Raw genomic sequence first — 26,651 nt, forward strand, 5'->3', positions numbered from 1 at the left:
ACACGGTCCCGGAACAGCGGGCGCGCACCCTTCCCGGGGTACCCGTCCGCCCGGCCCTGGAGCGCAGAGATGGCCCTGTCGACCCGGTCCCGCACCACCTCGCCCGCCCGGACCAGCTCGCCCGCCCGCACCGACCCGGCCGACCCCGACGGCCGGCCGCCGTGGGGTGTCGCCGTCCCGCTGGGCCTGCAGCACGTGCTGGCGATGTTCACCTCGAACCTGACACCGGCCGTCCTGCTGGCCGGCGTCATCGGCGCCACCACCGGCGAGGCGACGCTGCTGGTGCAGGCCGCGCTGCTGTGCGCCGGGCTGGCCACGCTGCTGCAGACGGTGGGCATCGGGCCGGTCGGCAGCCGGCTGCCGCTGATGATGGGCTCCGGCTTCGCCTTCATCGCCGTCGCCGTCCCGCTGGCCGGGGAGCACGGGCTGTCGGCCGTCCTCGGGGGCGTGCTGGTCACCGCGGCCGTGCAGGTGGCCATCGCGCTGGGCATCCACCGGGTGGCCGGCCTGTTCCCGCCGGTCGTGACCGGCACGATCATCCTGGTGATCGGCCTGGGCCTGCTGCCCAGCGGCGTCGCCCTGGCCGCCGGCGGGGTCGGCTCGCCCGACTTCGGCTCGCCGGTGAACCTCGGGGTGGCCGCGCTGGTCCTCGTGCTCACCGTGGTGCTCAACCAGTTCTGCCGCGGGCTGCTGTGCACCGCGTCGGTGCTGATCGCCGTCGTCGTCGGCTACCTCGTGTCGATCCCCCTCGGCCTGCTCGACCTCTCCGGCGTCGGTGACCGGCCGCTGGTGGCGCTGCCCGCGCCGTTCGAGTTCGGTGTGTCCTTCCCGCTCGTGGCGGTGCTGTCGATGGCCGTCGTCGGGGTGGTCAACACGGTCGACTCGGTGGGCACCGTGCACGCCGTCACCGAGGGCGGCGCGGGACGGCCGGCCACCCGCCGCGAGCTGCGCGGGGGCATCCTCGCCGAGGGCGGCAGCGCGGTCCTCGGCGGCGTCTTCGGCGCCCTGCCGACGACCATGTTCAGCCAGAACATCGGCCTGGTGGCGCTCACCAAGCAGATGAGCCGCCACGTGGTGACCATCGGCGCGCTGGTGCTGGTCGGGCTCTCGCTGCTGCCCCAGGTCGCCGCGGTGCTGGCCGCGATCCCGCCCGCGGTGCTCGGCGGCGGCGTGCTCGTGCTGTTCGGCATGGTCTGCGCGATCGGGGTGCAGATGCTGTCCAAGGACGGCCTCGACACCCGGGCGCTGCTCGTCGTCGCCCTGTCGGTGGCGCTGGGCCGGGGTATCGCGTCGGCGCCGGACGCCGTCGACCGGGTCACCGGGCAGTGGGGCGCGCTGTTCGACTCCGGCATCGTCGTCGCGGCCGTCGCCGCCGTGGTGCTCAACCTGGTGCTGCCGGGGCGGACCCGTCAGGAGCCCGTGACCGCGGAGGTCAGCGCGGCCAGGTAGCCGGCGACGACGGACGGGTCGCGCATGACCGGGCCCATGACGGCGACCCCGTGCGCGCCGGCGGCCATCAGGGCGGGGACGTCGGCGGGGACGACGCCGCCGAGGGCGTGCGCCGGGGGACCGAGGCGGGCCAGCCGGGCGAACCCCTCGACGCCGAGCGCGGGGCCGTGGCCGGGCTTGGACGCGGTGGGGGCGACGGGGGAGAGGAACGCCCAGTCGCAGCCCTCCTCCCGCGCCCGGGTCAGCTCCGCGGCCGAGTGGCACGAGCGCCCGACCAGCCGGGGCCGGAGCTCGGGGAACGGCTCGGCGGCGGCCAGGTGGACGGCGTCCGAGGATCCCGCCCCGGCGGTGACCAGCAGCCCGCCCACCGGCTCGAGCACCGCCCGCAGGTCGGCGGCCAGCGCGGCGCGCTCGCGGTCCGGGAGGTCCCGGTCGCGCAGCAGCACCGCGCGGGCCCCGGCGTCCACGGCGGCGGTGACGACGTCGGTCAGCGGGCCGGCGGCCTGGGTCCGGTCGGTGACGACGACCAGCCGCGGCAGCCTCACAGCTCGGGCAGGCCCTCGAACGACGTCGAGGCCTCGGCGTGCCAGCGGCGCGGGATCCGCCCGGCCAGCCTCGCCAGGCGCCCGCCCTCCACGGCCTGCCGCATGGCCAGCGCCATCCGCTCGGGGTCGCGGGCGCGGGTCACCGCCGAGGCCAGCAGCACCGCGTCGCAGCCCAGCTCCATCGCCAGCGCGGCGTCGGAGGCGGTGCCGATGCCGGCGTCGAGCACCACGGGCACGGTGACGGCCTCGCGCAGCAGCGCCACGTTGTGGGGGTTGCGGATGCCCAGGCCGCTGCCGATCGGCGAGCCCAGCGGCATCACCGCGGCGCAGCCGGCGTCGGCCAGCCGGCGGCCCAGCACCGGGTCGTCGGTGGTGTAGGCGAGCACGGTGAAGCCCTCGGCGACCAGCTGCTCGGCGGCGTCGAGCAGCTCGACGGCGTCGGGCAGCAGCGTGTGCTCGTCGCCGATCACCTCGAGCTTCACCCAGTCGGTGCCGAACGCCTCCCGGCCCAGCCGGGCGGTGCGCACGGCCTCGCGGGCGGTCATGCACCCGGCGGTGTTGGGCAGCAGCCGGACGCCGCAGCGGTCGAGCACGTCCATCATCGAGCCGCTCGCCGATGCCTCGACGCGGCGCAGCGCCACCGTGACCAGCTGCGTGCCCGAGGCGCGCACCGCGGCCTCCAGCGCCTCCAGGCTCGGCACGCCGCCGGTGCCGAGCAGCAGCCGGGAGGTGAACGTCTCCCCGCCCAGCACGAACGGGTCGGCCGCCTCCTCGCGCGCCAGCGCCGGCGCCAGGTCCTGCGTGCCCACGTCAGCCTCCTGCGGTCGGGGCGAGCACCTCGACGGTGTCGCCGGGGGCCAGCCGGGTCGCGCTCCAGCCGCTGCGCGGGACGACGTCGCCGTTGCGCGCCACGGCCACCCGGTCGTGCCCGCCGGCGCGGGCGGCCACCAGGTCGGCCACGGTGACGTCGTCGGCCAGCTCGGCCGGTTCGCCGTTCACGGTCAGTCGCATCGGTCAGTCCCTCCGGAACCGGTCGGCGGAGAACGGGGTGGCCACCTCGGGCAGCGCGCCGCCGGCCAGCAGGCCGGCCACCGCCTCGGCGGTCACCGGGGTGAGCAGCACCCCGTTGCGGTGGTGGCCGGTGGCCAGCACCAGCCCGGGCAGCGACGAGGGGCCCAGCAGCGGCGCGTTGTCCGGCGTCCCGGGCCGCCAGCGGGCCAGCGTCTCGACCAGCTCCAGCTCGGTGATCCCCGGGACGACGTCGATCGCGTCGTGCAGCAGGTCGTGCACGCCGCCGGCGGTGACGGTGGGGTCGAAGCCGCGGTCCTCGGTGGTGGCGCCGACGACCAGCCGGTCCCCGCCGTAGGGCACGAGGTACACCTGCCGGCCGCGGACCAGCGCCCGCACCGTGCCGTCGAGCAGCCCGTCGGCCCCGGCCAGCCGCAGGATCTGTCCCTTGACCGGCCGCACCGGCAGCGGCGGGACGCCGGGCAGCTGCCCGCTGCGGGCGCCGAGCGCCAGGACGACGCTGCCCGCCGCGACCGTGCGCCCGCCGGCCAGCCGCAGCCCCGCCGCCCGGCCGCCGTCGACGGCCAGCTCCGCCACCCGGTCGCGCACCAGCTCCACCCCGGTCGCCTCCGCGGCGGCGAGCAGGGCGGCGTGGACGGCGCGGCCGTCGACGGAGTGGTCGCCGGACACCAGCAGCCCGCCGCGCACCCGCGGGGTCAGCGACGGCTCGCGGCGGCGGGCGGCCCGCGGGGTCAGCCGCTCGGCGGCCAGGCCCAGCTCGAGCTGGAAGGCGTGCAGCGCGTCGAGCTGGCGGACGTCGTCGTCGTCGAAGCCGACCACCAGCGTGCCCACGGTGCGCAGCCCGACCGGCCGGCCCGCGGCGGCCTCGAGCTCGGCGGCGAAGGCCGGCCAGCGCGCCAGCGAGGCCAGGCCCAGGCGCAGCAGCGGCTCCTCGCGGTAGCCGGCCTCGGTCACCGGCGCGAGCATCCCGGCCGCGGCGGCCGAGGCGCCGGTGCCCGGGGCGTCGTCGACGACGGTCACCGACAGCCCGCGGCGGGCGGCCTGCCAGGCGACGGCCAGCCCGATCAGCCCGCCCCCGGCGACGGCGACGTCGGTCACCGGACCGCCCACCGACCGCGCAGCACCACCGGCAGGGTGAGGACGACGGCGACGGCCAGCCCGACGAGCGAGGCCGACCAGCCGTTGGCCGGGTCGATGCCGAGGTCGGCCTGCCGCGCCGTCCACCACGCCGTCCAGCCCGCACCCGGGCCGGGGAAGTAGGTGGGCAGGGTGAGCTGGTAGGCGACGAACCCGGCCGCCCAGGGCAGCAGCAGCAGCGGGCGGGCCGGGGCGGTGTCGGAGGTGTCCCAGCGCCCGCGCGGGGTGCTCCAGTAGGTCGCGATCAGCACGCCGGCCAGCGGCACGAAGACCGCGCCGATGAGGAAGAGGAACGGCTCGTAGGCGGCGATGTCGAAGCTCAGCGCCAGCAGCGTGGCCAGCGCGCCGACGGCCACCGCGAGCACCCGCCGGTCGAGCCGGGCGACGACGTTCTGCGCGGACACCGCCGTCGAGTAGAGGTTGGCGAAGGCCTCGTCGAGCTCGACGGACACCAGCACGAGCACCGCCACCGCGCCGAGCGGGACGGCGAGCAGCGCGTCGATGACGTCGAACCCGGCGGCGCCGTAGGCGGCCAGTGCGAGCACCCCCAGCACGAACATGACCACGGTCGCCAGGCCGTAGCCGACCGCCGAGCCGACGCCGGCGGCGCGGGCGCTGCGGGCGTGGCGGGTGTAGTCGGCGGCCAGCGGCAGCCAGGAGACCGGCAGCGCGATGACGATGTCGGTCGCCGTCCAGAACGACGTCGCCCCGCCGCCCTCGATCGGCGGCAGCGGCTCGCGGAGCACGCCGACGAACAGGTAGACGACGGCGGCCAGCGCGGCCCACACCGCGTAGCGCGCCAGCACCCGGACGACGCCGAGCGGGCGCAGCGCCATCGCGGTGGCCAGCACCCCGGCGGCGACGACGAACGGCCAGCGCGGCGCGTCGAGCACGCGGGCGGCGGCCTCGGCGATGACCACGATCTCGAAGGTCGCCCAGCCGACGCACTGCACGAGGTTGAACGCCGTCGGCAGCCAGGAGGTGCGCCGGCCGAGCAGCCCGCGCAGCAGCACCATCCCCGGGACGCTCTCCCGCGCGCCGGCCGCGGCGACCAGCCCGAGCAGCGTCGCGCCGACGACCGCGCCGACGACGACCGCGGCGACGGTCACCCACAGCGGCCGCCCGGGCAGGACCACGAACACCGCGGCCACCGGCAGCAGCACGCTGACGCCGAGGTTGGCCCACAGGCCGAGGGACTCGCCGAGGCCCAGCGTGCGGGCGGGTGCCTGGTCGAGGGTGAGGGGTGCGTCCCCCGAGGTGCTGGTCCGGACGGTGCCCGACGTGCTCACGACCGCTCCCTACGCCGGCATTACCCGGTCAGGTTCCAGCGGTCGGCGGCGCGCTCAGCCGCCCTCTCAGCCCGGTTGCCCCGAGCTCCCGCACATGGCGTCCCCACCCTACGCACGGCGGGCGGGCCGCCGCAGTCCGCGCGTAGGGTCGCCCGCCGTGCCGGTCGCCGAGCTGCTGTCCCGCCACGCCGAGGCCTGGCGGGGCGCCACCGCCTCCCCGTTCCTCGACGCCGTCCGCGACGGCACGCTGCCCGCCGGGGCCTTCGACACCTGGCTGGTGCAGGACGCGCACTTCGTCGCCGACCTGCTGCGCTTCCAGGCCCGGCTGCTGGCCCGCGCCCCCCGGTCGGCGTCGGCGGTGCTGGCCGGCGGGTGCGTCGCGCTCGTCGAGGAGCTGGCCTGGTTCGCCGAGCAGGCGGCCGCCCGCGGCCTGGACCCGGCCGCCGGCCGGCTGCCGGCCACCGTCGCGTACGCGGCCGTGCTGGAGCGGCTGGACGCCGCCGACCCGGCGACCGCCCTGACGGCGCTGTGGACGATCGAGCGGACCTACCTCGACGCGTGGTCGGCCGCGCGGCCCGGCGCCCCGGGGTACCGCGAGTTCGTCGAGCACTGGACGGTGCCGGAGTTCGCCTCCTACGTGGCCGGGCTCGAGGCGGCCGCCGACGCGGCCGGGGGAGCCGACGACGCCGTGTTCCTCGAGGTGGTCGCCGCGGAGACGGACTTCTGGCAGACGGCGCTGGACGCATGACCCTCTCCGCGGAGCTGTGGGTGGGCAGCGCCGACCTGGCCGCCGCTGCCCTCGCGCACCCGTTCGTCACCGGCATCGCCGACGGCACGCTGCCGCGCGAGCGGTTCGCCGGCTACGTCGCCCAGGACGCGTTCTTCCTCGAGGCCTTCGCCCGTGCCTACGCGCTCGGGGTGGCGCACAGCCGCGACCGCGCGACGCTGGAGGCCTTCGCCGACCTGCTGGCCGGGGGGCGCGAGGAGCTGCGGCTGCACGACGGCTACGCCGCCCGGTGGGGGATCGACCTGACCGCCGTGACCCCGTCCCCGGCGACGCTCGCGTACACGGAGTTCCTCCTCGCCACCGCGGCGCTGGGTGACGCCGGCGAGGTCTGCGCCGCGATGACGCCGTGCATGCGGCTCTACGCGCACCTCGGCAAGGCGCTGGTCCCCCGTGCGACAGGGCCGTACCGCGAGTGGGTGGACACCTACGCCGACCCGGGGTTCGAGGAGCTGGCCGCCACGCTGGAGGCACTGCTCGACCGGCTCGCTGCCGGCACCCCCGGCGTGCGGCGGGCCTACCGGCGGGCGATGGAACTGGAGCTCGGCTTCTTCACCGCCGCCTGGGAGCCGGCGGCCCCGGGGCCTGGGGGTAGCGTCGGCAGGCAGTGACTCGGGGTGTCCGCCGTCCGGCGGGCTGAGAACACACCCGTCGAACCTGTCCAGGTCATGCTGGCGAAGGGATGTCACGGCGATGGATGCCGGTGCGTTGACCGCTGCCCGATCGGCGCTGAGCAGCGCCGCCCCGCTCGTGCACTGCCTGACCAACACGGTCGTGCAGACGCTCACCGCGAACGCGCTGCTCGCCGTCGGCGCCGCGCCGGCGATGGTGGACGAGCCGCGGGAGGCCGAGGGCTTCGCCGCCGTCGCCTCGGCGGTGCTGGTCAACGTCGGCACCGTCAACCAGCGGACCGCCGAGGCCATGCGGCTGGCCGCCCGTTCGGCGTCGGCGGCCGGGACGCCCTGGGTGCTCGACCCGGTCGCCGTCGGCGGGCTGGCCTTCCGCACCGAGCTGGCCGCCGAGCTGCTCCGGTCGCGGCCGGCCGTGGTCCGCGGCAACGCGAGCGAGGTGCTGGCGCTGGCCGGCGCCGGGTCCGGCGGGCGTGGGGTGGACTCCACTGCGACGGCCGACGACGCGCTGGAGGCCGCCGTCGCGCTGGCCGGGCGCACCGGCGGGGTGGTCGCGGTCAGCGGCGAGGTGGACGTCGTCACCGACGGCACCCGCACCGTGCGGATCGGCGGCGGCTCGGTGCTGCTCACCCGCACCACGGGCGCCGGCTGCGCGCTCGGTGCGCTGGTGGCCGCCTACGTCGCCGCCACCGGCGACCCGCTGACCGGCGCGGTCGCCGCGCACGCGCACGTCGCGCTGGCGGCCGAGGCCGCGGCCGCTGCCGGACCCGGGCCGGGGACCTTCGCCCCGCTGTGGCTCGACGCGCTGGACGGGATCCGGGACCTCTCCACCGCACAGGTGACCGCGTGAGGCCCGCCCTCGACCCGACGCTCTACCTGGTCACCGACACCGCGCTGTCGGCGCCGCGCACCGTGCCCGACGTCGTCCGCGCGGCCGTGGCCGGCGGGGTGACCGCGGTGCAGGTGCGGGACAAGACGGCGTCGCGGCGGGAGCTGTACGCGCTGACCCTGGCGGTGAGGGCGGTCCTGGCCGGGACGGGCGTGGCGCTGTTCGTCAACGACGCCGTCGACGTCGCGCTGCTGGCCGGTGCCGACGGTGTGCACGTGGGCCAGGACGACCTGCCGCCGGCCGAGGTCCGCGCGCTGATCGGCCCCGACCGGCTGCTCGGCCTGTCGGCCGGCTCCCGCGACGAGCTGGCGGTCGCGCTGGCGCTGCCGCCGGGCACGGTCGACGTCGTCGGCATCGGGCCGGTGTGGACGACGCCGACGAAGCCCGACGCCGGGACCGGGCTGGGGCCGGAGGGCGTCGCGGCGCTGGCGGCGGAGGCGGCGGCCGGCGGGCTGCGGTCGGTGGCGATCGGCGGCATCGACGCCGCGCGGGCCGGACAGGTGACCGGTGTGGACGGCATCTGCGTGGTGTCGGCGATCTGCGCAGCCGACGACCCCGCCGCCGCGGCCCGGGCCCTGCGGGGGGTCCGGTGACCGCGGTGGCCCTGACCGTGGCCGGCAGCGACCCCAGCGGCGGCGCCGGGATCCAGGCCGACCTCAAGACCTTCAGCGCGCTGGGCGCCTACGGCACCGCCGTCCTCACCGCGCTGACCGCGCAGAACACCCGGGGCGTCACCGGCGTGCACCCGGTGCCGGCGGCGTTCGTGCGCGACCAGATCGCCACCCTGCTCGACGACGTCCCCGTGCACGCGACCAAGACCGGGATGCTCGGCACCGCCGACGTCGTCCGCGAGGTCGCCGCCGCGCTGGCCGGCCGTGCCGCCGGGCCGGTGGTCTGCGACCCGGTCATGGTGGCCACCAGCGGCGACCGGCTCGTCGACGACGCCGCGATCGCCGCCGTCCGCACCGACCTGCTGCCCGTCACCGACCTGGTGACGCCGAACGTGCCCGAGGCCGCCGCGCTGCTCGACGTGGCGCCGGCGACCACGGTGGACGAGCTGCCCGGCCAGGCGCGGGCGCTGCTGGAGCTCGGGCCGGGCGCGGTGCTGCTCAAGGGCGGGCACCTGGGCGGCGCCGAGAGCGTCGACGTGCTGGCCACCGCCGGCGGCGTCGTCGTCACCCGGCGGCCGCGGGTGGACACCACCGCGACGCACGGCACCGGCTGCACGCTGTCGTCGGCGATCGCGGCGCTGGCGGCCCGCGGGGTCGGCGGGCCGGGGGAGTGGGAGCCGGTGGTCGAGCAGGCGCGGGACTACCTCCAGCGGGCGTTGCTGGCCGGGGAGTCGCTCGGCATCGGCTCCGGCCACGGCCCCGTGCACCACTTCGCCGGCATCTGGCCCGCGTGACGCCGCCACGGGGTGACCGTGACGTGGACTGCTGCGTGGCGGCGGTCAGACCCTGAGGACGCGGAGCGGGGAGTGGGCCGTGGCGATCCGGTCGAAGGCCTCGTCCTGCGTCACGACCGGCAGCCCGTGCACGACGGCGGCGGCGGCGATCAGCGCGTCGGTGAGCCTGACCGTGCGGTGGACGCCCGCGCGGCGACAGTCGACGACCAGCCGCGCCCAGGCACTCGTGACGGCTTCACTGACGGGGACCGGGTCGGACTCCCGTGCCAGCGCGAGGGTGTCGGCCCGTCGGGCCAGGGTCGTCTCGTCGGGCGCGGCGAGGACACCCAGCTCCAGCTCGCCGATCGTCACGACGGACACCGCCACGCGGTCGGGCAGCCGCCCCAGTGGCCTGGCCGTCTCCCGGGCGATGAACACCGACGTGTCGAGCAGTCCCGACGTCACGGATCGGCGAGCGTCTCGCCCGCGAGCTCGTCCGGCTTCCGGCCGGCTTGACGCCGTCCGCCGTCCCCCGGGACGGTGCCCGCGTGGTCACCGACCTGCCGCGCCCGCTCTTCAGCCGTTGCTACCGGCGGCTCAGCCCGCGGATGGAGGAGGCCGGGATGGCCGGCCTCCGCCGCGAGCTGCTCGCCGGCGCGCGCGGGGGAGTCGTGGAGGTCGGGTGCGGCAACGGGCTGAACTTCGGTCACTACCCGGAGACGGTGACCCGCGTGGTCGCCGTCGAGCCCGAGCCGGGGCTGCGGGCCGCGGCCGGGCAGGCCGCACGGGAGGCCCGCGTCGCGGTCGAGGTGCGCGCCGGCACGGCCGAGCAGCTGCCGGTGGAGAGCGGGTCGGCCGACGTCGCGGTCCTCTGCCTGGTCCTGTGCAGCGTCCGCGGCCGGGCCGCGGCGCTCGGCGAGCTGCGGCGGGTGCTCCGGCCGGGCGGTGAGCTGCGCTTCCTGGAGCACACCATCGCCGAGGACCGCCGGCTGCGCGTCGTCCAGCGGATCGCCGACGCGACGCTCTGGCCGCTGCTCGCCGGTGGGTGCCACACCGCCACCGACCCGCTCGGCGACGTCGAGCGCGCCGGTTTCGCCGTGCAGCGGGTGCGGCGCTTCGACTTCCCGGAGCTCGCCGTCCGGGTGCCCGCGAGCCCGCACGTGCTGGGCGTGGCGGTGGCGGGGGGCTAGTCGGCCGTCGCCCCGAACAGCCGGTCGAGGCGGTACCGGACGACGGCGAGGGCGTCGTCCACCGTGCGCTGCTGCCCGAGCACGCTGCCGACCAGCCCGTTCGTCAGCGCCAGCAGGCTGACCACCTCGATGCGGGGGTCGGCGTCGGCGGGCACCTCGCCGCTGTCGACGGCGCGGGCGACGACGCCGGTCAGCCACCGCTCCAGCGCGTCGGGGGCGTACCGGCCGTCGACGGCGTCGGCGGGGTCGGTGAGGCCGGCGGCGTAGTAGGCGGTCCAGGCGAGCTGGTCGGCGCGGCTGTCGTCGTCCGTGGGCAGGATCGCGCCGAGGACGACCTCGAGGACCGTCCGCGGCGGGAGTCCGGTGCCGAGGGCGGCGGCGCGCTCGCGCACGCGGCGGTCCAGCCGCGCCGCCAGCTCGGCGATCCCGGAGGCCATGAGCGTGGCCTTGTCGGTGAAGTAGTACTGCACCACCCGCAGCGACACCCCGGCCTCGGCGGCGACCTCGCGCATCGACACCGCCGGCAGCCCGCGGGTGCTCGCGATGCGCAGGAGGGCGGCGGTCAGCTCCCGCCGCCGCTCGTCGTGGTCGACCCGACGGGGCACGACACCTCCGTCCGTCCGGGTACACCTGCACCCGTTGTGGTACGACTGTATCCTCAACGATCTCCTGGAGGCAGCCGTGGCCATCCTGACCGCCCGCTCGGGCCGGCTCGACATCGCCTACGAGGTGCTCGGCGAGCCCGGCGGCGAGCCGCTCCTGCTGGTCATGGGCCTGGGCGCCCAGATGGTCGGCTGGCCCGACGGCTTCTGCGCCGAGCTCACCGCGTGCGGGTTCCGCGTCGTCCGGTTCGACAACCGCGACGTCGGCCTGTCCACCCACCTCGACGGCCCGGTGCCGAGGCACGCGTGGTCCCGGGTGCCGGCCGCCTACACGCTCTCGGACATGGCCGGTGACGCGGTCGCGGTGATGGACGCCGTCGGCTGGTCGGCCGCGCACGTCGTCGGCGCCTCGCTCGGCGGGATGATCGCCCAGCTGCTCGCCGTCGAGCACCCCGACCGCGTGCTGTCGCTGACGTCGGTCATGTCCACGCCCGCGCCGCGGATCGGCCGGATGCGCGCGCGGACCACTCTCGCCCTGGTGCGGAGGGCCAGGGCGCTCGCGAAGGAGCACGGCCGGCCGACGACGCCCGAGGCGATGGCCGACTTCATGGTGGCGATGCAGGAGGTCACCGGCTCGCCCGGCCACCCCGCCGACCGCGAGGACCACCTGGCCGTGCTGCGGGTGGCCATGGCCCGCGACGACCAGGGGCTCACCGGCCCGGGCGCCAAGCGGCAGGGTGCCGCCGAGCGCGTGGCCCGCGACCTGCGCCCGGAGCTGGCCGCCGTCCGGGTGCCGACGCTCGTCGTCCACGGCGACAGCGACGTCGTGATCCGGCCCGAGGGCGGCGAGGCGACGGCGGCCGCGGTGCCGGGCGCGCGGCTCGTCGTCCACCCGGGGATGGGCCACGAGCTGCCCCGCGCGCTGTGGCCGCGGCTGGCCGACGACGTCCGCGCCACCGCCGACCGGGCAGCCGCACGGCCCGGGCACCCGGACGGCGAGGCCGCGGGGAGCCGGGGCGCGTCGTGCGGGCCGTCCCGGTGACGCTCGTGCTCAGCGCGCGGCGCTGGTTGACTCCCCCCATGGTGGCGCCGATCCCCGAGCCGGAACCGATCATCGATCCGACCGAGCCGGTGCCGGACGACCCGGGCGAGCTGCTCCCGGACGCACCGGAGCCCCTGCCGCCCCCGCCGATCGAGCCGACACCCGACGACCCCGGCGGGGACCCGGGCGGCGTCCCGGAACCGGCCTGACGTCCCGGCGCCGGCGCCGGCCTCAGCCGGTGACGAAGCCGAGCAGCAGGTGGGCGTTGAGGCCGATGATCAGCGCGGCGACGACCGCGCCGACCGCGGTGGTGACCCTCCGGTTGACCCAGCCGCCCATGAGGTCGCGGCGGCTGGTCAGCCACAGCAGCGGCACCAGCGCGAACGGGATACCGAAGCTGAGCACCACCTGCGACCAGACCAGCGCCGTCGTCGGGTCGCCGCCGAGGACCAGCACGGCCAGCGCGGGGGCCAGGGTGATCAGCCGGCGGGTCAGCACCGGGATGTGCCGCTTGAGGAAGCCGGCCATCACGACCTGACCGGCGTGGGTGCCCACCGAGGACGAGGCGAACCCGCTGGCCAGCAGGGCGAGCGCGAAGGCGAGCGCGGCGCCGGTGCCGAGCTGGTCGCCGAGGCCGGCGTGCACGCCCTCCAGGGAGGTCGCCTCCTCGGCGCTGCCGGTGAACAGCTGCGCGGCGATGACCAGCATGGCGGCGTTGACCAGGCCGGCCAGGCCCATGGCCAGCAGGACGTCGAGGCGCTGGGCGCGCAGCAGCCGCCGCCGTCCCTCCTGCGTGCGCCCGGCGGTGACGACGTCGCCGTAGCGGCCGGGGGTGAGCGCGGAGTGCACGTAGATGACGTGCGGCATGACGGTGGCGCCGAGGATGCCGGTGGCCAGCACCAGGCTCTCCGGACCGTCGAAGGTCGGGACCATGCCGCCGGCCACGCCGCCGAGGTCGACGCCGGAGCCGATCAGCGTGTAGCCGAAGCCCAGCCCGATGACCAGCAGCAGCCCGGTGATGACCCGCTCGAAGGGCCGGTGCCCGCGCGACTGCGCCCCCAGCAGCACGAACGCGACGACGGCGGTGATCAGCCCGCCGATCGGCAGTGGCACCCCGAACAGCAGGTTGAGCGCGACCGCGCCGCCGACGATCTCGGCCAGGTCGGTGGCGATGGCGACCGCCTCGGCCTGCACCCACAGCCCCCAGGTGACCGGCCGCGGCAGCTTCTCGCGGCACAGCGTGGCCAGGTCGCGGCCGGTGGCCAGGCCGAGCTTGGCGGTGAGGCTCTGGATGAGCATCGCCATGAGGTTCGCCGCGACGATCACCCACAGCAGCGTGTAGCCGAAGGAGGCGCCCCCGGAGAAGTTGGTGGCGAAGTTGCCGGGGTCGACGTAGGCGACGGCGGCGACGAAGGCCGGGCCGAGCAGGGGCCAGACGCGGCGCCGTCCGGCCGGTGCCGGCGACGGGCGGGGGGTGCCGACCAGCGTCGTCGGCAGGACGGCGGCCTCGGTCTTCGACAGGTACACGGGGGCCTCGCAGGGGGAGGGCGGTGCGGGAGCGGTCGCTGTGGGGTCTGCCCGCCGGCGGTGTCACGGTCGGGCCAGGGCGTGGCCCGCGGGGGCCGAGGTGAGGCTTCCCTGACGAGTCGCCCCCGGGGTCGCGACCGGGCCGGCCGCGACCCCGGGGGAGCGCTCAGGCGACGATCAGGCCCTGGGTGGCCGTGCGCGCCGTGGTGAAGCGCCGGGTGACGTCGGCCCAGTTGACGACGTTCCACCAGGCCGTGACGTAGTCGTTCTTCACGTTGCGGTACTGCAGGTAGAACGCGTGCTCCCACATGTCGAGCATCAGCAGCGGCACCAGGCCGACGGCGAGGTTGCCCTGGTGGTCGTAGAGCTGGCAGATGAGCAGCTTCTGGCCCACCGAGTCCCAGGCGAGGATCGACCAGCCCGACCCCTGCACCCCGCCGGCGACGGCGGTGAAGTGCGCCCGGAAGGCCTCGAACGAGCCGAACTGGTCGTCGATCGCCGCGGCCAGCTCGCCGTCGGGGCGGTCGCCGCCGTCCGGGCTCATGTTCGGCCAGAACACCGAGTGGTTGACGTGCCCGGCCAGGTTGAACGCCAGGTTCTTCTCGTGCAGGTTCGCCGTCGCCAGCCCGTCGTTCTCCCGCGCCTCGGCGAGCTTCTCCAGCGCCGTGTTGGCCCCGGTCACGTAGGTCTGGTGGTGCTTGTCGTGGTGCAGCTGCATGATCTCGCCGGAGATGTGCGGCTCCAGTGCCCCGTAGTCGTAGGGCAGGTCGGGGAGCACGTACTCGGGCATGGGGTTCCCTCCGTCGGGGCCGGCTGTGACGCCCGTCGTCCTGCCCGCGACGGGTGTCACGCCCGGGCCGACCCGTGGCCCCCGCGGGCCAGAGGTGCCTCCGGCGCCACGACGGCACCTCGGCCGGTGAGGGCGCGGGCCCGGGCGACGAGGGCGTCGATCCGGCGGGCGTGCGCGCCGCGCCAGTAGACCCGCCCGCACCGGGCGCAGCGGGAGAAGACCGTGGCGGTGCGCCGGGTGCCGGGCTCGAGCCGGTCGGCCACCGCGGCGGCGTCGACGGCGGCGCGCTGCCCGTTGCACGCCGGGCAGCGGGTGAGCGGGGCCAGCGGGGGACCGTCGACCGGCAGCTCCCCCGCCTCGTTCAGCGGGACGCCGGCGGCCTGCACCAGGTGGCCGACGGTCGTGCCGGGGTCGGCCGGCAGCACCCGCCGCCCGGCGGCGCGGTCGCGGGCCGGCAGCAGCGGGCGCAGCGCGTCGTCGACGGTGACGACGACCCCTCCCGCGGACAGGCGGTGCGGTTCCCGGCGACCCCGCCGGGATACTTGAAGGTTCATCTATCTAGAGGCACACTGGAGGCGTGCCCCTCCGCGGAGGTGCCCACCGACCGTCCGAACAGGAGCTCCCCGTGCCCGTCCAGCGCCTCAACCACGCCGTCCTCTACGTCCGCGACGTCGAGCGCAGCCTCGCCTTCTACCGTGACGTCCTCGGCTTCCGCATCCGGGCGGAGGTCCCCGGCCGCGCGGTGTTCCTGCAGGCCGAGGGCTCGACCAACGACCACGACCTGGGCCTGTTCGCCGTCGGTCCGGACGCCGGCGCCTCCGAGGCCGGCCGGCGCACCGTGGGCCTGTACCACCTGGCGTGGGAGGTCGACACGCTCGCCGAGCTGGCGCGGGTGCGCGACGCGCTGGTCGCCGCCGGTGCGCTGGGCGGCGCCTCCGACCACGCCACCACCAAGGCCCTGTACGCGCAGGACCCCGACGGCCTGGAGTTCGAGGTCTCCTGGCTGCTCCCGGCCGACCTGGTGACGCCGGAGGTCGAGGCCCGGGGGACGACCACCCGCCCGCTGGACCTCGACGCCGAGATCGCGCGCTACGGAGCGCAGACCCGTGGCGGGATCGGCGTCTCGGTGCCGCTCCCGGCCTGACGGCCCCCCGCGACGGGTCGGACGGCGGTCGCCTGGGCATGGAGCGCGGGACCGTCCGCACGATCCCGGGAGCCTCCGTGACCCTGCCTACCGCCCGTCCCCTCGCCCTCGTGACCGGTGCCTCCAGCGGCATCGGCCTCGAGCTGGCCAAGCAGTTCGCCGAGCACGGCTTCGACCTGGTGGTCGCCGCGGAGGACGCCGAGCTCGACGCCGCGGCCGAGCAGCTGCGCGGGATGGGCGCCGCCGTCTCGCCGGTGCGCGGTGACCTGACGCGGTACGAGGACCGCGAGCTGCTGGTGGCCGCCGTCCGCGCGTCGGGCCGGCCGCTGGCCGCCGCGGCCCTCAACGCCGGGGTCGGCGTCGGCGGGGCGTTCACCGACACCGACCTGGACGCCGAGCTGGGCATCGTGGCGCTCAACTGCGGCTCGACGGTGCACCTCGCCAAGAGGGTGGCCCAGGACATGGCCGCCGAGGGCGAGGGCCGGATCCTGTTCACCTCGTCGGTGGCCTCGCAGGCGCCGCAGCCGTTCCAGGCCGTGTACGGCGCGAGCAAGGCGTTCGTGCAGCACCTCGCCCTGTCGCTGCGCGAGGAGCTCTCCGACCGCGGCGTCAGCGTCACCGCGCTGCTGCCCGGGCCCACGGACACCGAGTTCTTCGACCGCGGCGACCTCACCGACACCCGGCTCGGCGCCTCCGAGCACAAGGACGACCCGGCGCAGGTGGCCCGCCAGGGCTACGAGGGGCTGATGAAGGGCGAGGCGTCGGTGTTCGCCGGGTCGCTGGCCAGCAAGGCGATGGGCCGGCTGTCCGCGCTCACGCCGGGCAACGTGGCCGCCAAGCTCAACCGGAAGATGGCCGAGCCCGGCTCCGGGGAGAGCTGAGCCGCCGCCGGGCACCGTGCCCGGCGTGGAGCCGCTCCCCGTCGAGGTGCCCGCCGGGCCGTTGCTGCTGCGTCCCTGGCGGGCCGGTGACGCCGACGACGTCCGCGCGGCGCTGACCGACCCGGCCACCGACCTGTGGAGCAACCCCGGCCGCGTCCGCACCCGCGAGGACGCCGAGGTCTGGGTGGCCCGCCGCGCCGGGTGGAGCAGCGGCACCCGGGCCACGTGGGCCGTCGTCGGCACCGCGACGGGCGAGCTGCTCGGCTCGGTGTCGCTGCACGCCATCGACGTCGCCCAGGGCAACGCGGAGGTGGGCTACCGGGCGGTGCCCGCCGTCGACGACCCGGCGTCGGGACGGGTGGCGGCCACGGCCGGCCTCACGCTGGAGGGCCGGCTGCGCCGCTCGCACCGCTACGGCGACGGCGACGAGCGCGACGAGCTGCTGTAGGCCCGGCCGGCCGGCGACGTCCCCGACCTCAGCAGCCGGCACCGGAGGGGTTGACGGCAGCACATCTGACATCTGAGATGTCAGTCGTGCCCGCGTCGCTCGTCCCCGTCGGCCGGGTGCTGCTGCGCGACCAGGCGCTGGCCCGGATCCGCGCGGCGATCGTCGCCGGGGACCTGGAACCCGGGGCCGTGGTCAAGGACGCCGACCTGGCCGCCCGGCTCGGCCTGTCGGTGGCGCCGGTGCGCGCCGCGCTGGCCCGGCTGGTCGACGAGGGGCTGGTCGAGGCCAAGCCGCAGAGCCACACCCGGGTCACGCCGCTGCGGCCCCGGCAGGTGCGCGACGCCGCCGCCGTCGTCCGGGCGATGCACGAGCTGGCCGCGCGCGAGGGCGCGCCCGCGACCACCGGCGACGACGTCACGGCCATGCGCGCGGCCAACGAGCGGTTCGCCGCCGCGGTCGCCGCGGGGGACGTCGACGCGGCGCTGGCCGCCGACGACGACCTGCACGCCGTCCTCCTGGCCCGCGCCGGCAACGCCGCGCTCACCGCGACCGTCGACCGCCTCACGCCGTCGATCCGCCGGCTGGAGCGCGCCCGCTTCGCCGCGGCGCACGGCCGGGAGTCCGTCGTCCTGCACGACCGCCTGATCGCCGCCTGTGCGGCCGGGGACGTCGCCGCCGCCGTCGCCACGACCACCGAGATCTGGACGGCGCTGCTGTCCGAGCTGGAGGAGACCGATGACGAGCCTCGCTGACTTCCCCCGAACCCCGCTGCTGTTCGGGCCCTCCCCGGTGCACCGGCTGGACCGGCTGACCGCGCACCTGGGCGGGGCCGAGGTCTGGGCCAAGCGGGAGGACTGCAACTCCGGCATCGCCTACGGCGGCAACAAGACCCGCAAGCTCGAGTACCTGGTCGCCGAGGCGCTGGCGCAGGGCTGCGACACCCTCGTCTCGATCGGCGGGGTGCAGAGCAACCACACCCGCCAGGTGGCCGCCGTCGCCGCGCACGTCGGCCTGTCGTGCGTCCTGGTGCAGGAGAGCTGGGTGGACTGGCCCGACGCCGTCTACGACAAGGTCGGCAACATCCTCGTCTCGCGCCTGGCCGGGGCCGACGTGCGGCTGGTGAAGGCCGGGTTCGGCATCGGGTTCAAGGAGAGCTGGGAGACCGCGCTCGCCGAGATCGAGACGCGCGGGGGCAAGCCGTACGCCATCCCGGCCGGTGCCAGCGACCACCCGCTCGGCGGTCACGGCTTCGCGAACTGGGCGCTGGAGGTGGCGCAGCAGGAGGCCGGGCTGGGCGTCTTCTTCGACACCGTCGTCGTCTGCTCGGTCACCGGGTCCACGCAGGCCGGGATGGTCGCCGGGTTCGCGCTGCTGGAGGAGCAGGGCGGCCGGCCGCGGCGGGTGCTCGGCATCGACGCGAGCGCCCGGCCCGCCGAGACCCGCGACCAGGTGCTGCGCATCGCCCGGCGGACGGCGCGGGCGATCGGCGTGCAGCGCGAGCTGACCCTCGACGACGTCGAGCTCGACGAGCGCTTCCACGGCGGGGTCTACGGCATCCCCGACGAGGCGACGATCCGCGCGATGGAGACCGCCGCCCGCACCGAGGGCATGGTCACCGACCCCGTGTACGAGGGGAAGTCGATGGCCGCGACGATCGACCTGGTCGGGCGGCGCGAGATCGACCCGTCCTCGACCGTGCTCTACGCCCACCTCGGCGGCCAGCCCGCGCTCAACGGCTACAGCGCGCTGTTCAGCTGACCGCCGGGTCGGCCTCTCGCCCGCGGGTGGCGGACCAGGGGGCGGCAGCGCTACGGGGTCCCACCCGACGGGCCCAGGAGGTCGGCCGTGCCCGGCAACCGGTCGAGTGCCGCGCGGATGCGCCGCCCCTCGAACGAGAAGTGCGACTCGACGATCGCGGCGAGCCCGTCCAGCTCCCCGGCCAGCCGGGGCGAGGTGCCCTCGACGGCCAGCCCGCCGGCGAGCTCCTCCACCCGGGCGAGGATCCCGGCGATCCGGACGTGGTCCTCGGCCCTCATCTCCAGGACCGGTGCCAGCTCCGGGAACCGCCCGGCCAGGGCGGGGAAGGCCCCGGTGTCCTCGCCGGTGTGGTGCCGCGCGAGCGCGGCGCAGAAGGCCAGGCAGTGGGCGGGCAGCCGGCGGCGGGCGTCGGGGGAGCGCCGGTCGCCGCGGCCGCCTGCAGCGCGCGCAGCCCGGCGCGCAACGAGTCGTGGATCCGCTCGAGCTCGTCGCCGAGTGCGGCCGGGCGGTCGCCCGTCGCGCGGTTCACCGTCCGGCCGGGGAACCGATCCGTGCGTGGCGCGAGGCCGACCCGGCAGTCACGCGGCGGGACGCCAGCGGTCGCGGGCCGGCCGGGCAACGGACGCCGCCGAGAGCGCCCGACCGCCGGCGCGCAGACCGGCGCCGATCAGCCGCCGCAGCAGCACGACCGCGGCCGCGGTGGCCAGCGAGGTCCACGTCGGCTCGGCGGCCAGCCGCAGCAGCCCGGCGGCGAGCAGCAGGTCGAGCAGCACGCCGAGCGCCACTGCCGGGCGCCGGGTGGCGGCGAGCGCGACCACCCCGGCGACCAGCGCCAGCGCGGTGACACCCGGTGCCAGGACGCCGGGCAGGGTCCCGAGGCCGGTCACACGGTCCGCCCGGGCGCGCCCGGTGCCGCGGGGTCGGGCGCCGCCCGCCCGGCCTCCTCCTCGGCCACCTGCCGCCGCTCCTCCGCGATCTCCCTGGAGAGGAAGTAGTTCAGCGCCGTCCGGATCGCCGCGACCGCGGCCAGCTGGCCCAGCTCGCGGAAGCTCGGCGCCACCGCCGTCCGCAGCACGTCGCTGGCCAGCTGGAACTCCAGCCCGAGCGCCAGGAACCGGCCCAGCGTCAGCCGCACCGGCACGAACGCGCGCGACCCGCCGCCGCGCACGCCCACCCAGACGAACCGGGCGAAGGCCCACACCGCGCCGACGAGGATGACCGCGGCACCGCAGGCCTCGACGACGGTGACCAGGACGCCGACGACCTCGGCGAGCAGCTCCTCCACGGTCCGCGCCCCACCCCGGGACGCACCGGGCTCACGACGGGGCTCACGACCGGCTCAGAGCGGGACGTCGAGGCCCTCGGGTGGCGGCGCGTCCAGGGCGGCCCGGACGTCGGCGCGCTGCCGCGCCAGGCCCGCCCCGGTCAGGACGACGTCGCGCACCAGCGCGTGCCAGGCGCCGACCCGCCGCAGCATCCCGTGCCCCCCGGGCAGGGTGAACCGGGCGATGCGCGCGCCGGCCTGGTGCGCGCGGACGGCGAAGTCCGCCGACAGCCGTGCCGGCACCCAGCGGTCGCCGCGGCCGTGGGCGAGCACGACGGTGCGCCCGCGCAGGTGGCCGACCGGCTCGCCCGGCGGCGTCCACGGCGCCAGCCCGCAGACGGCGGCGACCGAGGGGTCGTCCCCGGCCCGCAGCACCGCCCGGCCGCCCATCGAGTGCCCGACCAGCACCACCGGGACGTCGCCGTGCCGCTCGCGCACCCGGTCCAGCGCCCAGCGGACGTCGGCGTGCGCGTCGGCGGCGACCCCGTTCCAGCCGGCCACCCGGTAGCGCACCAGGTAGGTCTCCACGCCCCGGGCGGCCGCGGCCCGCGAGACCGCCTCCTGGATGGCCCGCATCCGGACCAGCGACAGGGCCCGCTCGCGCGGGGGCTCGACGCTGGCGACGGTGCCGCCGTGCGCGAAGACCGCGACCGCCCGGGTGGGGGCGGTCGCGGGGGTGTGGTCGAGGGCCGGCGTCCGGGCGGCGGTGGTCACGCGGTCAGCGACGGCGGCCGCCGCGCAGCCGGGCGCGGGCCCGGTCGCCCAGGTCACCGGCCTGCAGCAGCGCCCGGCTCACCGGGTTCGGGCCGCGGCGGCGCTCCAGCGCCTGCCCCACCCTCCGGAGCAGCCCGGTGGCCAGCGGCACCAGGACGGTCACGATCAGCCAGACGCGCAGTCGGCGGGTGAGGAAGAGCCACATGGACCCGGCACTGCCCCGTCCGCGGCCCGGCGAACCGGCCGGCTCAGTCCGGGTCGGGCGCCAGGCGGACGACCATCTTGCCGGTGTTGGCCCCCTTCAGGAGGTCGAGGAAGGCGGGGACGGCGTTCTCCAGGCCCTCGTAGACGGTCTCCCGGACCGTCAGCTCACCGGAGCGGATCCACCCGGAGACGGTCTCGGTGAACTCGCCGTGCAGGTCGGTGTGGTCGGAGACGAGCAGGCCGGTGACCGCGAGCCGCTTGGCGATCATCAGGGAGCTGAAGTTCGCCGGCCCGGGCACCGACGCGGTGGCGTTGTAGGCGGAGATGGCACCGCAGATCGCGGCCCGGCCGTGCACGTGCAGCGCGCCCAGTGCCGCCTCGAGGTGCTCGCCGCCGACGTTGTCGAAGTAGACGTCGATGCCGTCGGGCGCGGCCTGCGCGAGCAGGTCCCTCACCCGGCCGTCGTGGTAGTCGAAGGCGGCGGTGAAGCCGAGCTCGCCGGTCAGCCAGGCCACCTTGTCCGGGCTGCCCGCGCTCCCGACGACGGCGGAGGCACCGCGCAGCCTCGCGAACTGCCCGACAGCGCTGCCCACGGCGCCGGCCGCGCCGGAGACGAAGACGGCGTCGCCCTCGCGGAAGGCGGCCACCCGGAACAGCCCGGCGTAGGCGGTCAGTCCGGGCATCCCGAGGATGCCGAGGGAGTAGGTCAGCGGGAGGTCCTCGGTGGCCGGCAGCTGCCGGACCTCGCGGGCGTCGAGGACGGCGACGTCGCGCCAGGCGGCGTCGGTGAGCACCAGCGCGCCCACGGGGACGTCGGCGGAGCGCGAGTCGACCACCCGGCCGACGGCGCCGCCCCTCATCACCTCGCCGACCTCCCACGGCGCGGCGTAGGAGGGGCCCAGGCGCATCCGTCCGCGCATGTACGGGTCGACCGACATGGCGACCACCCGCACCACCACTTGGCCCTCGGCGGGGTCGGGGTGCTCGACCTCGACCAGCGTGAAGTCCTCGGGGGTGGGCTCGCCGTGGGGTCGGGCGGCCAGGTGCCACTCGCGGGCGGACACGGGCACGGGGGCCTCCTGGGTGCTGGGGTGGGGTGGTGGGGCGATCCTGCCGCCGCGGGGACGAGGACGGCCCGCCGGGTGGCGCGCCGGTCCTACGCTCGGGGCATGTTGTTCTCCCGGTACAAGACCCAGCCGGTGACGCCGGAGAACGCGCTGCCGGGCCGCCCCGACCCGCTGCCGTTCGTCCCGGAGACCCACGCGGTCAACGGCAACCGCATCCAGCCGCCGTTCCCCGACGGGATGCAGACCGCCGTCTTCGGCGCGGGCTGCTTCTGGGGCGTCGAGAAGGTGTTCTGGCAGGTGCCGGGCGTCTACTCCACCGCCGCCGGCTACGCGGGCGGCCACACGCCCAACCCGACCTACGAGGAGGTCTGCTCGGCGCGGACCGGCCACACCGAGGTCGTCCTCGTCGTCTACGACCCCGCCGTCGTCAGCTACGAGCAGCTGCTGAAGGTGTTCTGGGAGGACCACGACCCGACCCAGGGCATGCGCCAGGGCAACGACGTCGGCACCCAGTACCGCTCGGCGGTCTACGTCGGCACCCCGGAGCAGGAGGCCGCCGCCCGCGCCAGCCGCGACCAGTACCAGGAGCGGCTGAAGGCGGCCGGCTACGGCGAGATCACCACCGAGATCGCCCCGCTCGGCGAGTTCTTCTACGCCGAGGACTACCACCAGCAGTACCTGTACAAGGTGCCGAACGGCTACTGCCCGATCCACTCGACCGGCGTCAGCTGCCCGGTGGGCCTGCCCGGCGTCTCCTGACCGAGGCAGAGGAAGCTCTCCCCACGTCCTGACGCCCAGGACGTGGGGAGAGCTTCCTCTGCCTGGGGGGTCGGTATGGACGTCGTCCGCACGCCGGAGGAGCTGTTCGCGCAGCTGCGGCGCGAGCCCGACGTCGAGGCGCCCGACCTCGTGGCGGTGGACGCCACCGACCGGCTGCTGCTCGACGAGGCGGCTGCGTACCTGCCCGGCGGACCCGGCACGCTGGTGGTCGTCGACGACGCGTACGGCGCGCTGACCCTCGGCGCGGTCGCGGCCGGGGCGACCGGCGTGCGCGTGTCCCAGGACCTGCTGGTCGGCGAGCAGGCGCTGGCCGCCAACGCCGCGCGCACCGGGCTGGCCGGCACCCACCGCTCGCTGCCGCTGGACGCCGGCCTGTTCGCCGGCGCCGGCCTCGTCCTGGCCAAGGCGCCCCGGGGCCTCGACGCCCTGCGCGAGCTCACCGAGCTGGTCGCGGCGGCGGCCGACCCCGACGTCGTGCTGCTGGTCGGCGGGCGGGTCAAGCACATGACCCTCGGCATGAACGACGTCCTGCGCACCGGGTTCAATGGGGTGTCGGCGACGCTGGCCCGGCAGAAGTCCCGGGTGCTGGTCGCCCGCGGGCCGCGCCCGGACGTGCGGCCCACCTTCCCCCGCTGCCGGCGCGACGCGGACCTCGGCCTCGACGTCTGCGCGCACGGCGCGGCCTTCGCCGGCTCCCGGGTCGACGACGGCACCCGGCTGCTGGCCTCGGCGCTGCCCGGCGCCGCCCCGGACGCCCGGACGGCGCTCGACCTCGGCTGCGGCACCGGCGTCCTGGCCGCCGTCCTCGCCCGGTCCCGGCCCGGGCTCGCCGTCACCGCCACCGACCAGTCGGCCGCGGCGGTCGCCTCGGCGCGGGCCACGCTCGCCCGTGCCGGCCTCGACCGGGTGGCGGTGCAGCGGGACGACGCCGCGTCGCGGGTCGCCGACGGCAGCGTGGACCTCGTCGTGTGCAACCCGCCGTTCCACCTGGGCGCCGCCGTCGTCACGGCCGCGGCCGACCGGCTGTTCGCCGCGGCCGCCCGGGTACTGCGGCCCGGCGGCGAGCTGTGGGCGGTCTACAACAACCGGCTGCCGCACCGCGCGGCGCTGCGCCGGCTGGTCGGGCCCACCCGGGTCGCCACCGCCGACCGGCGGTTCACCGTCACCGTCTCGACCCGCTGACGAAGGGCCCTGGTCGGGACGAGCCGTGCAGGCCACGGTCGGAGGGCATGACGACGACCGACGTGCCACCGGCCGGGACCGCCGACGCGCTCGCCGAGCGCCTGCTGGCCGGGGTGACCGCCACCCTCGAGCTCGCCGCCGTGCACCTGGGCGTGCAGCTGGGGTGGTACCGCGCGCTCGCCGACGCACCGTCCACCGCGCCGGAGCTGGCCGGCCGGACCGGGAGCGACGCCCGCTACGCCCGCGAGTGGCTCGAGCAGCAGGCGGTGGCCGGCGTCCTCGTCGTCGACGACGTCCGGGCCGCGCCCGACGAGCGGCGCTACACCCTGCCCGGCGAGTACCGGGCCGTGCTGGTCGACGAGCTCGACCCCTCCTACATGCCGCCGTTCGCCCGGGTGGCCCTGGCGTTCGCGCGCAACGTGCCGCGGCTGACCGAGGTCTACCGCACCGGCGAGGGGCTGAGCTGGGCGGAGATGGGCCCCGACGCGCGGGAGGCGCAGGGGGACGCCAACCGCCCGTACTTCCTCGGGTCGCTGGCCGAGGACCTGCGCGCCCTCCCCGACGTCGACGCCGCGCTGGGGGACGGCGGCCGGGTCGCCGACGTGGGCTGCGGGATGGGCTGGTCCTCCATCGGCATCGCGCGCGCCTTCCCGGGGGCGCACGTCGACGGCCTCGACGTCGACGAGCCCTCGGTCGAGCAGGCGCGGCGCAACGCCGAGCAGGCCGGCGTGGCCGACCGGGTCCGGTTCCGCACCGTGGACGCCGCGGCCGTGGGGGAGCGGGGGAGCTACGACCTGGTGACGGCGTTCGAGTGCGTGCACGACCTGGCCGACCCGGTGGCCGTGCTGGCCGCGATGCGGGCGATGGTCCGCCCGGGCGGCACCGTCCTGGTCGTCGACGAGAACGTCGCCGAGGAGTTCACCGCCCCGGGTGACGACGTCGAGCGGCTGATGTACGGCTACAGCCTCACCTGCTGCCTGCCCGACGGGCGGTCCGCTCGTCCCTCGGCCGCCACCGGGACGGTCATGCGGCCGGCCACGCTTGAGCGGTACGCGCGCGAGGCGGGGTTCGCCGGGATCGACGTCCTGCCCGTCGAGAACGACTTCTTCCGCTTCTACCGGCTGCGCACCGGGGAGTGAGCCGGACCACGTACCGGAACCGGGAAGGACCCCGCCCGGGCCCTGTTGCGCTGTAGTGGCCCCGCCGGCTGCCGAACAGGGGACCACGGTGTGCACCGAGCGCGCCGACCCCTCCCGCAGGAGTGCCGGCATGGCGCGCAACCTCTGGTCCGACCGCCCCCTCGGTGTGAAGCTCGCGGCCCTCGTCGCCGTGGGCGCCCTCGCCCTCGGTGTCTTCGCCGTCGTCACCCTGCAGGCCCTGGCCGGGGCCGGGCAGCGCACGGACGTGCTGCTGGCGACCACCCACGCCACCGCGGCCGCCCTGGAGGCCGACATGATGCACGACGCCGTCCGCGGCGACGTGCTGCAGGCGCTCCTGTCCGGCACCGGCCCGCAGCACACCGCGGCGGTCGCCGACCTGGCCGACCACGCGGCCACCTTCCGCGACAGCCTGGACGCCGTGGTCGACGACGACCTCGGCGCGGACGTCGACGCCGCCGTCACCGACGTCACGCCCGCGGTGGCGACCTACCTCGCCGAGGCCCAGCGCATCGCGACGCTCGCCGGGCGCGACCTGCGCGCCGCCCAGGCCTCCTACCCGGCGTTCGCGCAGGCCTTCGGCGCCCTCGAGGAGCAGCTGCCGTCGGTGGGTGCCGCCGTCGGCGAGCACGCGACCGCCGCCGCGGAGGCCGCCACCGCGCAGCGCGCGACCGCGACCGCCCTCGCCGTCACGGTCGCCGTGGCCGGCGTGGTGCTGCTCGGGCTGCTCGGCTGGGTCGTCACCCGCTCGGTGGTGCGGCCGCTGCACCGGGTCGGCGCGGTGCTGACCGCCCTGGCCGAGGGGGACCTGCGCGGGTCGACCGGCGTCCGCAGCCGGGACGAGGTGGGCCGGATGGCGGTGGCGCTGGAGACCTCGATGGCCAACGTGCGCGCCGTCCTCGTCACCATCGGCGACACCACCGCGACGCTGGCCTCGGCCACCGAGGAGCTGTCGGTGACCGCCCAGGACATGACCCGGCTGGCCGACGCCTCCTCCGCGCAGAGCGGCGTGGTCGCCGAGGCGGCCGGGCAGGTGTCGGTCACCGTGCAGACGGTCGCGGCGGGGTCGGCGGAGATGGGCGTCTCCATCCGCGAGATCGCCCAGAACGCCAGCGAGGTGGCCCGGGTCGCCGGCCAGGCGGTGCACGTCGCCGACACCACGACCGGGACCGTCGCCAAGCTGGGGGACTCCTCGCGGGAGATCGCGAGCGTGGTCAAGGCGATCACCGCGATCGCCGAGCAGACCAACCTGCTGGCCCTCAACGCCACCATCGAGGCGGCGCGCGCCGGGGAGGCCGGCAAGGGCTTCGCCGTGGTGGCCAACGAGGTCAAGGAGCTGGCCCAGGAGACCGCCAGGGCGACGCAGGACATCACCGCCCGGGTCGAGGCCATCCAGGGCGACACCGAGAGCGCGGTCCGGGCGATCGGCGAGATCACGGAGATCATCGCCGTGATCAACGACTCGCAGGGCACCATCGCGGCCGCGGTCGAGGAGCAGACCGCGACCACGACGGAGATGAACCGCAACGTGGCCGAGGCGGCGAGGTCGGCCGGGCAGATCGCAGGCACCATCGGCGCCGTGGCCGACGCCGCGGGGACCACCACGCAGGCGATGGCCGACGCCCGGACGGCGATGGACGAGGTGGCGCGCACGGCCGCGGTGCTGAGCTCGTCGGTGGGCCGCTTCCGCTACTGACGGCGAGTCG

Annotated in this window: 34 protein-coding genes and 1 riboswitch; of the genes, 18 read left to right on the plus strand and 16 right to left on the minus strand. The window is 76.7% G+C overall.

Annotated features, from left to right (window positions below; all coding sequences use genetic code 11):
* Window positions 1–69: 69 nt before the first annotated feature.
* On the plus strand, window positions 70–1,449 hold the full coding sequence (locus tag JOD57_RS12615) for a uracil-xanthine permease family protein (protein ID WP_204692338.1): 1,380 nt from the start codon (window positions 70–72) through the stop codon (window positions 1,447–1,449).
* Here the strand turns inward: JOD57_RS12615 and JOD57_RS12620 are convergent.
* From JOD57_RS12620 to JOD57_RS12640, 5 genes are read right to left on the minus strand one after another with little or no spacing between them, the layout of a single operon-like run.
* Window positions 1,410–1,994: a thiamine phosphate synthase gene (locus JOD57_RS12620; protein WP_204692339.1), complete on the minus strand. Its 585-nt coding sequence runs from the start codon at window positions 1,992–1,994 to the stop codon at window positions 1,410–1,412. The two genes, JOD57_RS12615 and JOD57_RS12620, sit on opposite strands and share 40 nt — an antisense overlap.
* Window positions 1,991–2,803, minus strand: a complete 813-nt coding sequence (locus JOD57_RS12625; protein ID WP_307824651.1) for a thiazole synthase — start codon at window positions 2,801–2,803, stop codon at window positions 1,991–1,993. The genes JOD57_RS12620 and JOD57_RS12625 overlap by 4 nt, the downstream gene beginning before the upstream one ends.
* Before the next feature lies 1 nt (window position 2,804).
* Window positions 2,805–3,005 (minus strand): sulfur carrier protein ThiS, encoded by a 201-nt coding sequence (gene thiS, locus JOD57_RS12630; protein WP_204692340.1) that lies wholly within the window; start codon window positions 3,003–3,005, stop codon window positions 2,805–2,807.
* A gap of 3 nt (window positions 3,006–3,008) precedes the next feature.
* Window positions 3,009–4,121 (minus strand): glycine oxidase ThiO, encoded by a 1,113-nt coding sequence (thiO, locus tag JOD57_RS12635; RefSeq protein ID WP_204692341.1) that lies wholly within the window; start codon window positions 4,119–4,121, stop codon window positions 3,009–3,011.
* Window positions 4,118–5,449 carry a purine-cytosine permease family protein gene (locus JOD57_RS12640; protein ID WP_204692342.1) on the minus strand — a complete coding sequence of 444 codons (1,332 nt, stop codon included), beginning with the start codon at window positions 5,447–5,449 and terminating at the stop codon, window positions 4,118–4,120. Before JOD57_RS12640 ends, thiO begins: the two co-directional genes overlap by 4 nt.
* Before the next feature lie 157 nt (window positions 5,450–5,606).
* Here JOD57_RS12640 and JOD57_RS12645 point away from each other — a divergent pair, with 157 nt between their 5' ends.
* The 5 genes from JOD57_RS12645 to thiD all read left to right on the plus strand — a co-directional run bounded on the left by JOD57_RS12645 (window position 5,607) and on the right by thiD (window position 9,156).
* Window positions 5,607–6,197, plus strand: a complete 591-nt coding sequence (locus JOD57_RS12645; protein WP_204692343.1) for a TenA family protein — start codon at window positions 5,607–5,609, stop codon at window positions 6,195–6,197.
* Entirely contained in the window at window positions 6,194–6,844 is a 651-nt protein-coding gene (locus JOD57_RS12650; protein WP_204692344.1) for a TenA family protein, read from the plus strand. Before JOD57_RS12645 ends, JOD57_RS12650 begins: the two co-directional genes overlap by 4 nt.
* A riboswitch (TPP riboswitch) is annotated at window positions 6,837–6,933 on the plus strand. It overlaps the preceding gene by 8 nt.
* An 8-nt stretch (window positions 6,934–6,941) precedes the next feature.
* On the plus strand, window positions 6,942–7,712 hold the full coding sequence (thiM, locus tag JOD57_RS12655) for a hydroxyethylthiazole kinase (protein WP_239568425.1): 771 nt from the start codon (window positions 6,942–6,944) through the stop codon (window positions 7,710–7,712).
* Complete coding sequence (gene thiE, locus JOD57_RS12660; RefSeq protein ID WP_204692346.1) at window positions 7,709–8,344, plus strand: thiamine phosphate synthase; 636 nt, start codon at window positions 7,709–7,711, stop codon at window positions 8,342–8,344. Before thiM ends, thiE begins: the two co-directional genes overlap by 4 nt.
* A gap of 5 nt (window positions 8,345–8,349) precedes the next feature.
* Window positions 8,350–9,156 (plus strand): bifunctional hydroxymethylpyrimidine kinase/phosphomethylpyrimidine kinase, encoded by an 807-nt coding sequence (thiD, locus tag JOD57_RS12665; protein WP_307824652.1) that lies wholly within the window; start codon window positions 8,350–8,352, stop codon window positions 9,154–9,156.
* Window positions 9,157–9,201: 45 nt separating this feature from the next.
* Here the strand turns inward: thiD and JOD57_RS12670 are convergent, their stop codons facing one another.
* The gene (locus tag JOD57_RS12670) at window positions 9,202–9,600 is read right to left on the minus strand and encodes a PIN domain-containing protein (RefSeq protein ID WP_204692348.1); all 399 of its coding nucleotides are present in this window, start codon (window positions 9,598–9,600) and stop codon (window positions 9,202–9,204) included.
* Between the two features lie 83 nt (window positions 9,601–9,683).
* On the opposite strand from JOD57_RS12670, the gene JOD57_RS12675 reads away from it, so the two are divergent.
* The gene (locus JOD57_RS12675) at window positions 9,684–10,325 is read left to right on the plus strand and encodes a class I SAM-dependent methyltransferase (protein WP_307824653.1); all 642 of its coding nucleotides are present in this window, start codon (window positions 9,684–9,686) and stop codon (window positions 10,323–10,325) included.
* On the opposite strand, the gene JOD57_RS12680 is transcribed toward JOD57_RS12675, so the two are convergent.
* Window positions 10,322–10,930 carry a TetR/AcrR family transcriptional regulator gene (locus tag JOD57_RS12680; RefSeq protein WP_204692349.1) on the minus strand — a complete coding sequence of 203 codons (609 nt, stop codon included), beginning with the start codon at window positions 10,928–10,930 and terminating at the stop codon, window positions 10,322–10,324. The two genes, JOD57_RS12675 and JOD57_RS12680, sit on opposite strands and share 4 nt — an antisense overlap.
* Window positions 10,931–11,006: 76 nt before the next feature.
* Here JOD57_RS12680 and JOD57_RS12685 point away from each other — a divergent pair, with 76 nt between their 5' ends.
* Window positions 11,007–11,969, plus strand: a complete 963-nt coding sequence (locus JOD57_RS12685; RefSeq protein ID WP_307824654.1) for an alpha/beta fold hydrolase — start codon at window positions 11,007–11,009, stop codon at window positions 11,967–11,969.
* A 38-nt stretch (window positions 11,970–12,007) separates the two neighbouring features.
* Window positions 12,008–12,178 (plus strand): hypothetical protein, encoded by a 171-nt coding sequence (locus JOD57_RS12690; RefSeq protein ID WP_204692350.1) that lies wholly within the window; start codon window positions 12,008–12,010, stop codon window positions 12,176–12,178.
* Between the two features lie 22 nt (window positions 12,179–12,200).
* Here the strand turns inward: JOD57_RS12690 and JOD57_RS12695 are convergent, their stop codons facing one another.
* The 3 genes from JOD57_RS12695 to JOD57_RS12705 all read right to left on the minus strand — a co-directional run bounded on the left by JOD57_RS12695 (window position 12,201) and on the right by JOD57_RS12705 (window position 14,840).
* Window positions 12,201–13,496, minus strand: a complete 1,296-nt coding sequence (locus JOD57_RS12695) for an Nramp family divalent metal transporter (RefSeq protein WP_307824655.1) — start codon at window positions 13,494–13,496, stop codon at window positions 12,201–12,203.
* Between the two features lie 166 nt (window positions 13,497–13,662).
* Window positions 13,663–14,286 carry a superoxide dismutase gene (locus tag JOD57_RS12700; protein WP_204692351.1) on the minus strand — a complete coding sequence of 208 codons (624 nt, stop codon included), beginning with the start codon at window positions 14,284–14,286 and terminating at the stop codon, window positions 13,663–13,665.
* 56 nt (window positions 14,287–14,342) lie between these two features.
* Window positions 14,343–14,840, minus strand: coding sequence for a Mut7-C RNAse domain-containing protein (locus JOD57_RS12705; protein ID WP_204692352.1), 498 nt, complete (start codon window positions 14,838–14,840; stop codon window positions 14,343–14,345).
* A gap of 71 nt (window positions 14,841–14,911) precedes the next feature.
* Here JOD57_RS12705 and JOD57_RS12710 point away from each other — a divergent pair, with 71 nt between their 5' ends.
* From JOD57_RS12710 to JOD57_RS12730, 5 genes are all read left to right on the plus strand, one after another.
* A complete protein-coding gene (locus tag JOD57_RS12710) occupies window positions 14,912–15,430 on the plus strand; it encodes a VOC family protein (RefSeq protein ID WP_204692353.1) in 519 nt (172 codons plus the stop codon).
* Window positions 15,431–15,507: 77 nt separating this feature from the next.
* Window positions 15,508–16,311: an SDR family NAD(P)-dependent oxidoreductase gene (locus JOD57_RS12715; protein ID WP_204692354.1), complete on the plus strand. Its 804-nt coding sequence runs from the start codon at window positions 15,508–15,510 to the stop codon at window positions 16,309–16,311.
* A gap of 25 nt (window positions 16,312–16,336) precedes the next feature.
* Complete coding sequence (locus tag JOD57_RS12720; protein WP_204692355.1) at window positions 16,337–16,759, plus strand: GNAT family N-acetyltransferase; 423 nt, start codon at window positions 16,337–16,339, stop codon at window positions 16,757–16,759.
* Between the two features lie 86 nt (window positions 16,760–16,845).
* Window positions 16,846–17,511, plus strand: a complete 666-nt coding sequence (locus JOD57_RS12725) for a GntR family transcriptional regulator (protein WP_372440244.1) — start codon at window positions 16,846–16,848, stop codon at window positions 17,509–17,511.
* Window positions 17,495–18,517 (plus strand): 1-aminocyclopropane-1-carboxylate deaminase, encoded by a 1,023-nt coding sequence (locus tag JOD57_RS12730; RefSeq protein ID WP_204692357.1) that lies wholly within the window; start codon window positions 17,495–17,497, stop codon window positions 18,515–18,517. Before JOD57_RS12725 ends, JOD57_RS12730 begins: the two co-directional genes overlap by 17 nt.
* A gap of 50 nt (window positions 18,518–18,567) precedes the next feature.
* Here JOD57_RS12730 and JOD57_RS12735 read toward each other — a convergent pair whose 3' ends face one another.
* Genes JOD57_RS12735 through JOD57_RS12760 form a run of 6 tightly spaced genes read right to left on the minus strand, consistent with a single transcriptional unit; the run spans window position 18,568 to window position 21,829 of the window.
* Entirely contained in the window at window positions 18,568–19,095 is a 528-nt protein-coding gene (locus JOD57_RS12735) for a hemerythrin domain-containing protein (protein WP_204694828.1), read from the minus strand.
* Window positions 19,096–19,404, minus strand: coding sequence for a DUF1622 domain-containing protein (locus JOD57_RS12740; protein ID WP_204692358.1), 309 nt, complete (start codon window positions 19,402–19,404; stop codon window positions 19,096–19,098). It lies immediately after the preceding gene.
* Window positions 19,401–19,802 (minus strand): DUF1622 domain-containing protein, encoded by a 402-nt coding sequence (locus JOD57_RS12745; protein ID WP_204692359.1) that lies wholly within the window; start codon window positions 19,800–19,802, stop codon window positions 19,401–19,403. The genes JOD57_RS12740 and JOD57_RS12745 overlap by 4 nt, the downstream gene beginning before the upstream one ends.
* Window positions 19,803–19,856: 54 nt before the next feature.
* A complete protein-coding gene (locus JOD57_RS12750; RefSeq protein WP_204692360.1) occupies window positions 19,857–20,555 on the minus strand; it encodes an alpha/beta fold hydrolase in 699 nt (232 codons plus the stop codon).
* A 4-nt stretch (window positions 20,556–20,559) separates the two neighbouring features.
* Complete coding sequence (locus tag JOD57_RS12755) at window positions 20,560–20,760, minus strand: hypothetical protein (protein WP_204692361.1); 201 nt, start codon at window positions 20,758–20,760, stop codon at window positions 20,560–20,562.
* Window positions 20,761–20,803: 43 nt separating this feature from the next.
* On the minus strand, window positions 20,804–21,829 hold the full coding sequence (locus tag JOD57_RS12760) for an NADP-dependent oxidoreductase (RefSeq protein WP_204692362.1): 1,026 nt from the start codon (window positions 21,827–21,829) through the stop codon (window positions 20,804–20,806).
* 99 nt (window positions 21,830–21,928) lie between these two features.
* On the opposite strand from JOD57_RS12760, the gene msrA reads away from it, so the two are divergent.
* From msrA to JOD57_RS12780, 4 genes are all read left to right on the plus strand, one after another.
* Entirely contained in the window at window positions 21,929–22,585 is a 657-nt protein-coding gene (gene msrA / locus JOD57_RS12765; protein ID WP_204692363.1) for a peptide-methionine (S)-S-oxide reductase MsrA, read from the plus strand.
* A 75-nt stretch (window positions 22,586–22,660) separates the two neighbouring features.
* Complete coding sequence (locus tag JOD57_RS12770; RefSeq protein ID WP_204692364.1) at window positions 22,661–23,788, plus strand: class I SAM-dependent methyltransferase; 1,128 nt, start codon at window positions 22,661–22,663, stop codon at window positions 23,786–23,788.
* Between the two features lie 47 nt (window positions 23,789–23,835).
* A complete protein-coding gene (locus JOD57_RS12775) occupies window positions 23,836–24,927 on the plus strand; it encodes a class I SAM-dependent methyltransferase (protein ID WP_204692365.1) in 1,092 nt (363 codons plus the stop codon).
* A gap of 130 nt (window positions 24,928–25,057) precedes the next feature.
* Complete coding sequence (locus tag JOD57_RS12780) at window positions 25,058–26,641, plus strand: methyl-accepting chemotaxis protein (RefSeq protein WP_204692366.1); 1,584 nt, start codon at window positions 25,058–25,060, stop codon at window positions 26,639–26,641.
* Window positions 26,642–26,651 lie beyond the last annotated feature (10 nt).

Source organism: Geodermatophilus bullaregiensis, from assembly GCF_016907675.1.
Taxonomy (GTDB): domain Bacteria; phylum Actinomycetota; class Actinomycetes; order Mycobacteriales; family Geodermatophilaceae; genus Geodermatophilus; species Geodermatophilus bullaregiensis.

Coding starts and splice junctions, on each gene's coding strand:
- JOD57_RS12615 (WP_204692338.1), top strand. CDS start 70: ATGGCCCTGTCGACCCGGTCCCGCACCACCTCGCCCGCCCGGACCAGC.
- JOD57_RS12730 (WP_204692357.1), top strand. CDS start 17,495: ATGACGAGCCTCGCTGACTTCCCCCGAACCCCGCTGCTGTTCGGGCCC.
- JOD57_RS12690 (WP_204692350.1), top strand. CDS start 12,008: ATGGTGGCGCCGATCCCCGAGCCGGAACCGATCATCGATCCGACCGAG.
- JOD57_RS12770 (WP_204692364.1), top strand. CDS start 22,661: ATGGACGTCGTCCGCACGCCGGAGGAGCTGTTCGCGCAGCTGCGGCGC.
- JOD57_RS12775 (WP_204692365.1), top strand. CDS start 23,836: ATGACGACGACCGACGTGCCACCGGCCGGGACCGCCGACGCGCTCGCC.
- JOD57_RS12755 (WP_204692361.1), bottom strand. CDS start 20,760: ATGTGGCTCTTCCTCACCCGCCGACTGCGCGTCTGGCTGATCGTGACC.
- thiS (WP_204692340.1), bottom strand. CDS start 3,005: ATGCGACTGACCGTGAACGGCGAACCGGCCGAGCTGGCCGACGACGTC.
- msrA (WP_204692363.1), top strand. CDS start 21,929: ATGTTGTTCTCCCGGTACAAGACCCAGCCGGTGACGCCGGAGAACGCG.
- JOD57_RS12705 (WP_204692352.1), bottom strand. CDS start 14,840: ATGAACCTTCAAGTATCCCGGCGGGGTCGCCGGGAACCGCACCGCCTG.
- JOD57_RS12650 (WP_204692344.1), top strand. CDS start 6,194: ATGACCCTCTCCGCGGAGCTGTGGGTGGGCAGCGCCGACCTGGCCGCC.
- JOD57_RS12780 (WP_204692366.1), top strand. CDS start 25,058: ATGGCGCGCAACCTCTGGTCCGACCGCCCCCTCGGTGTGAAGCTCGCG.
- JOD57_RS12700 (WP_204692351.1), bottom strand. CDS start 14,286: ATGCCCGAGTACGTGCTCCCCGACCTGCCCTACGACTACGGGGCACTG.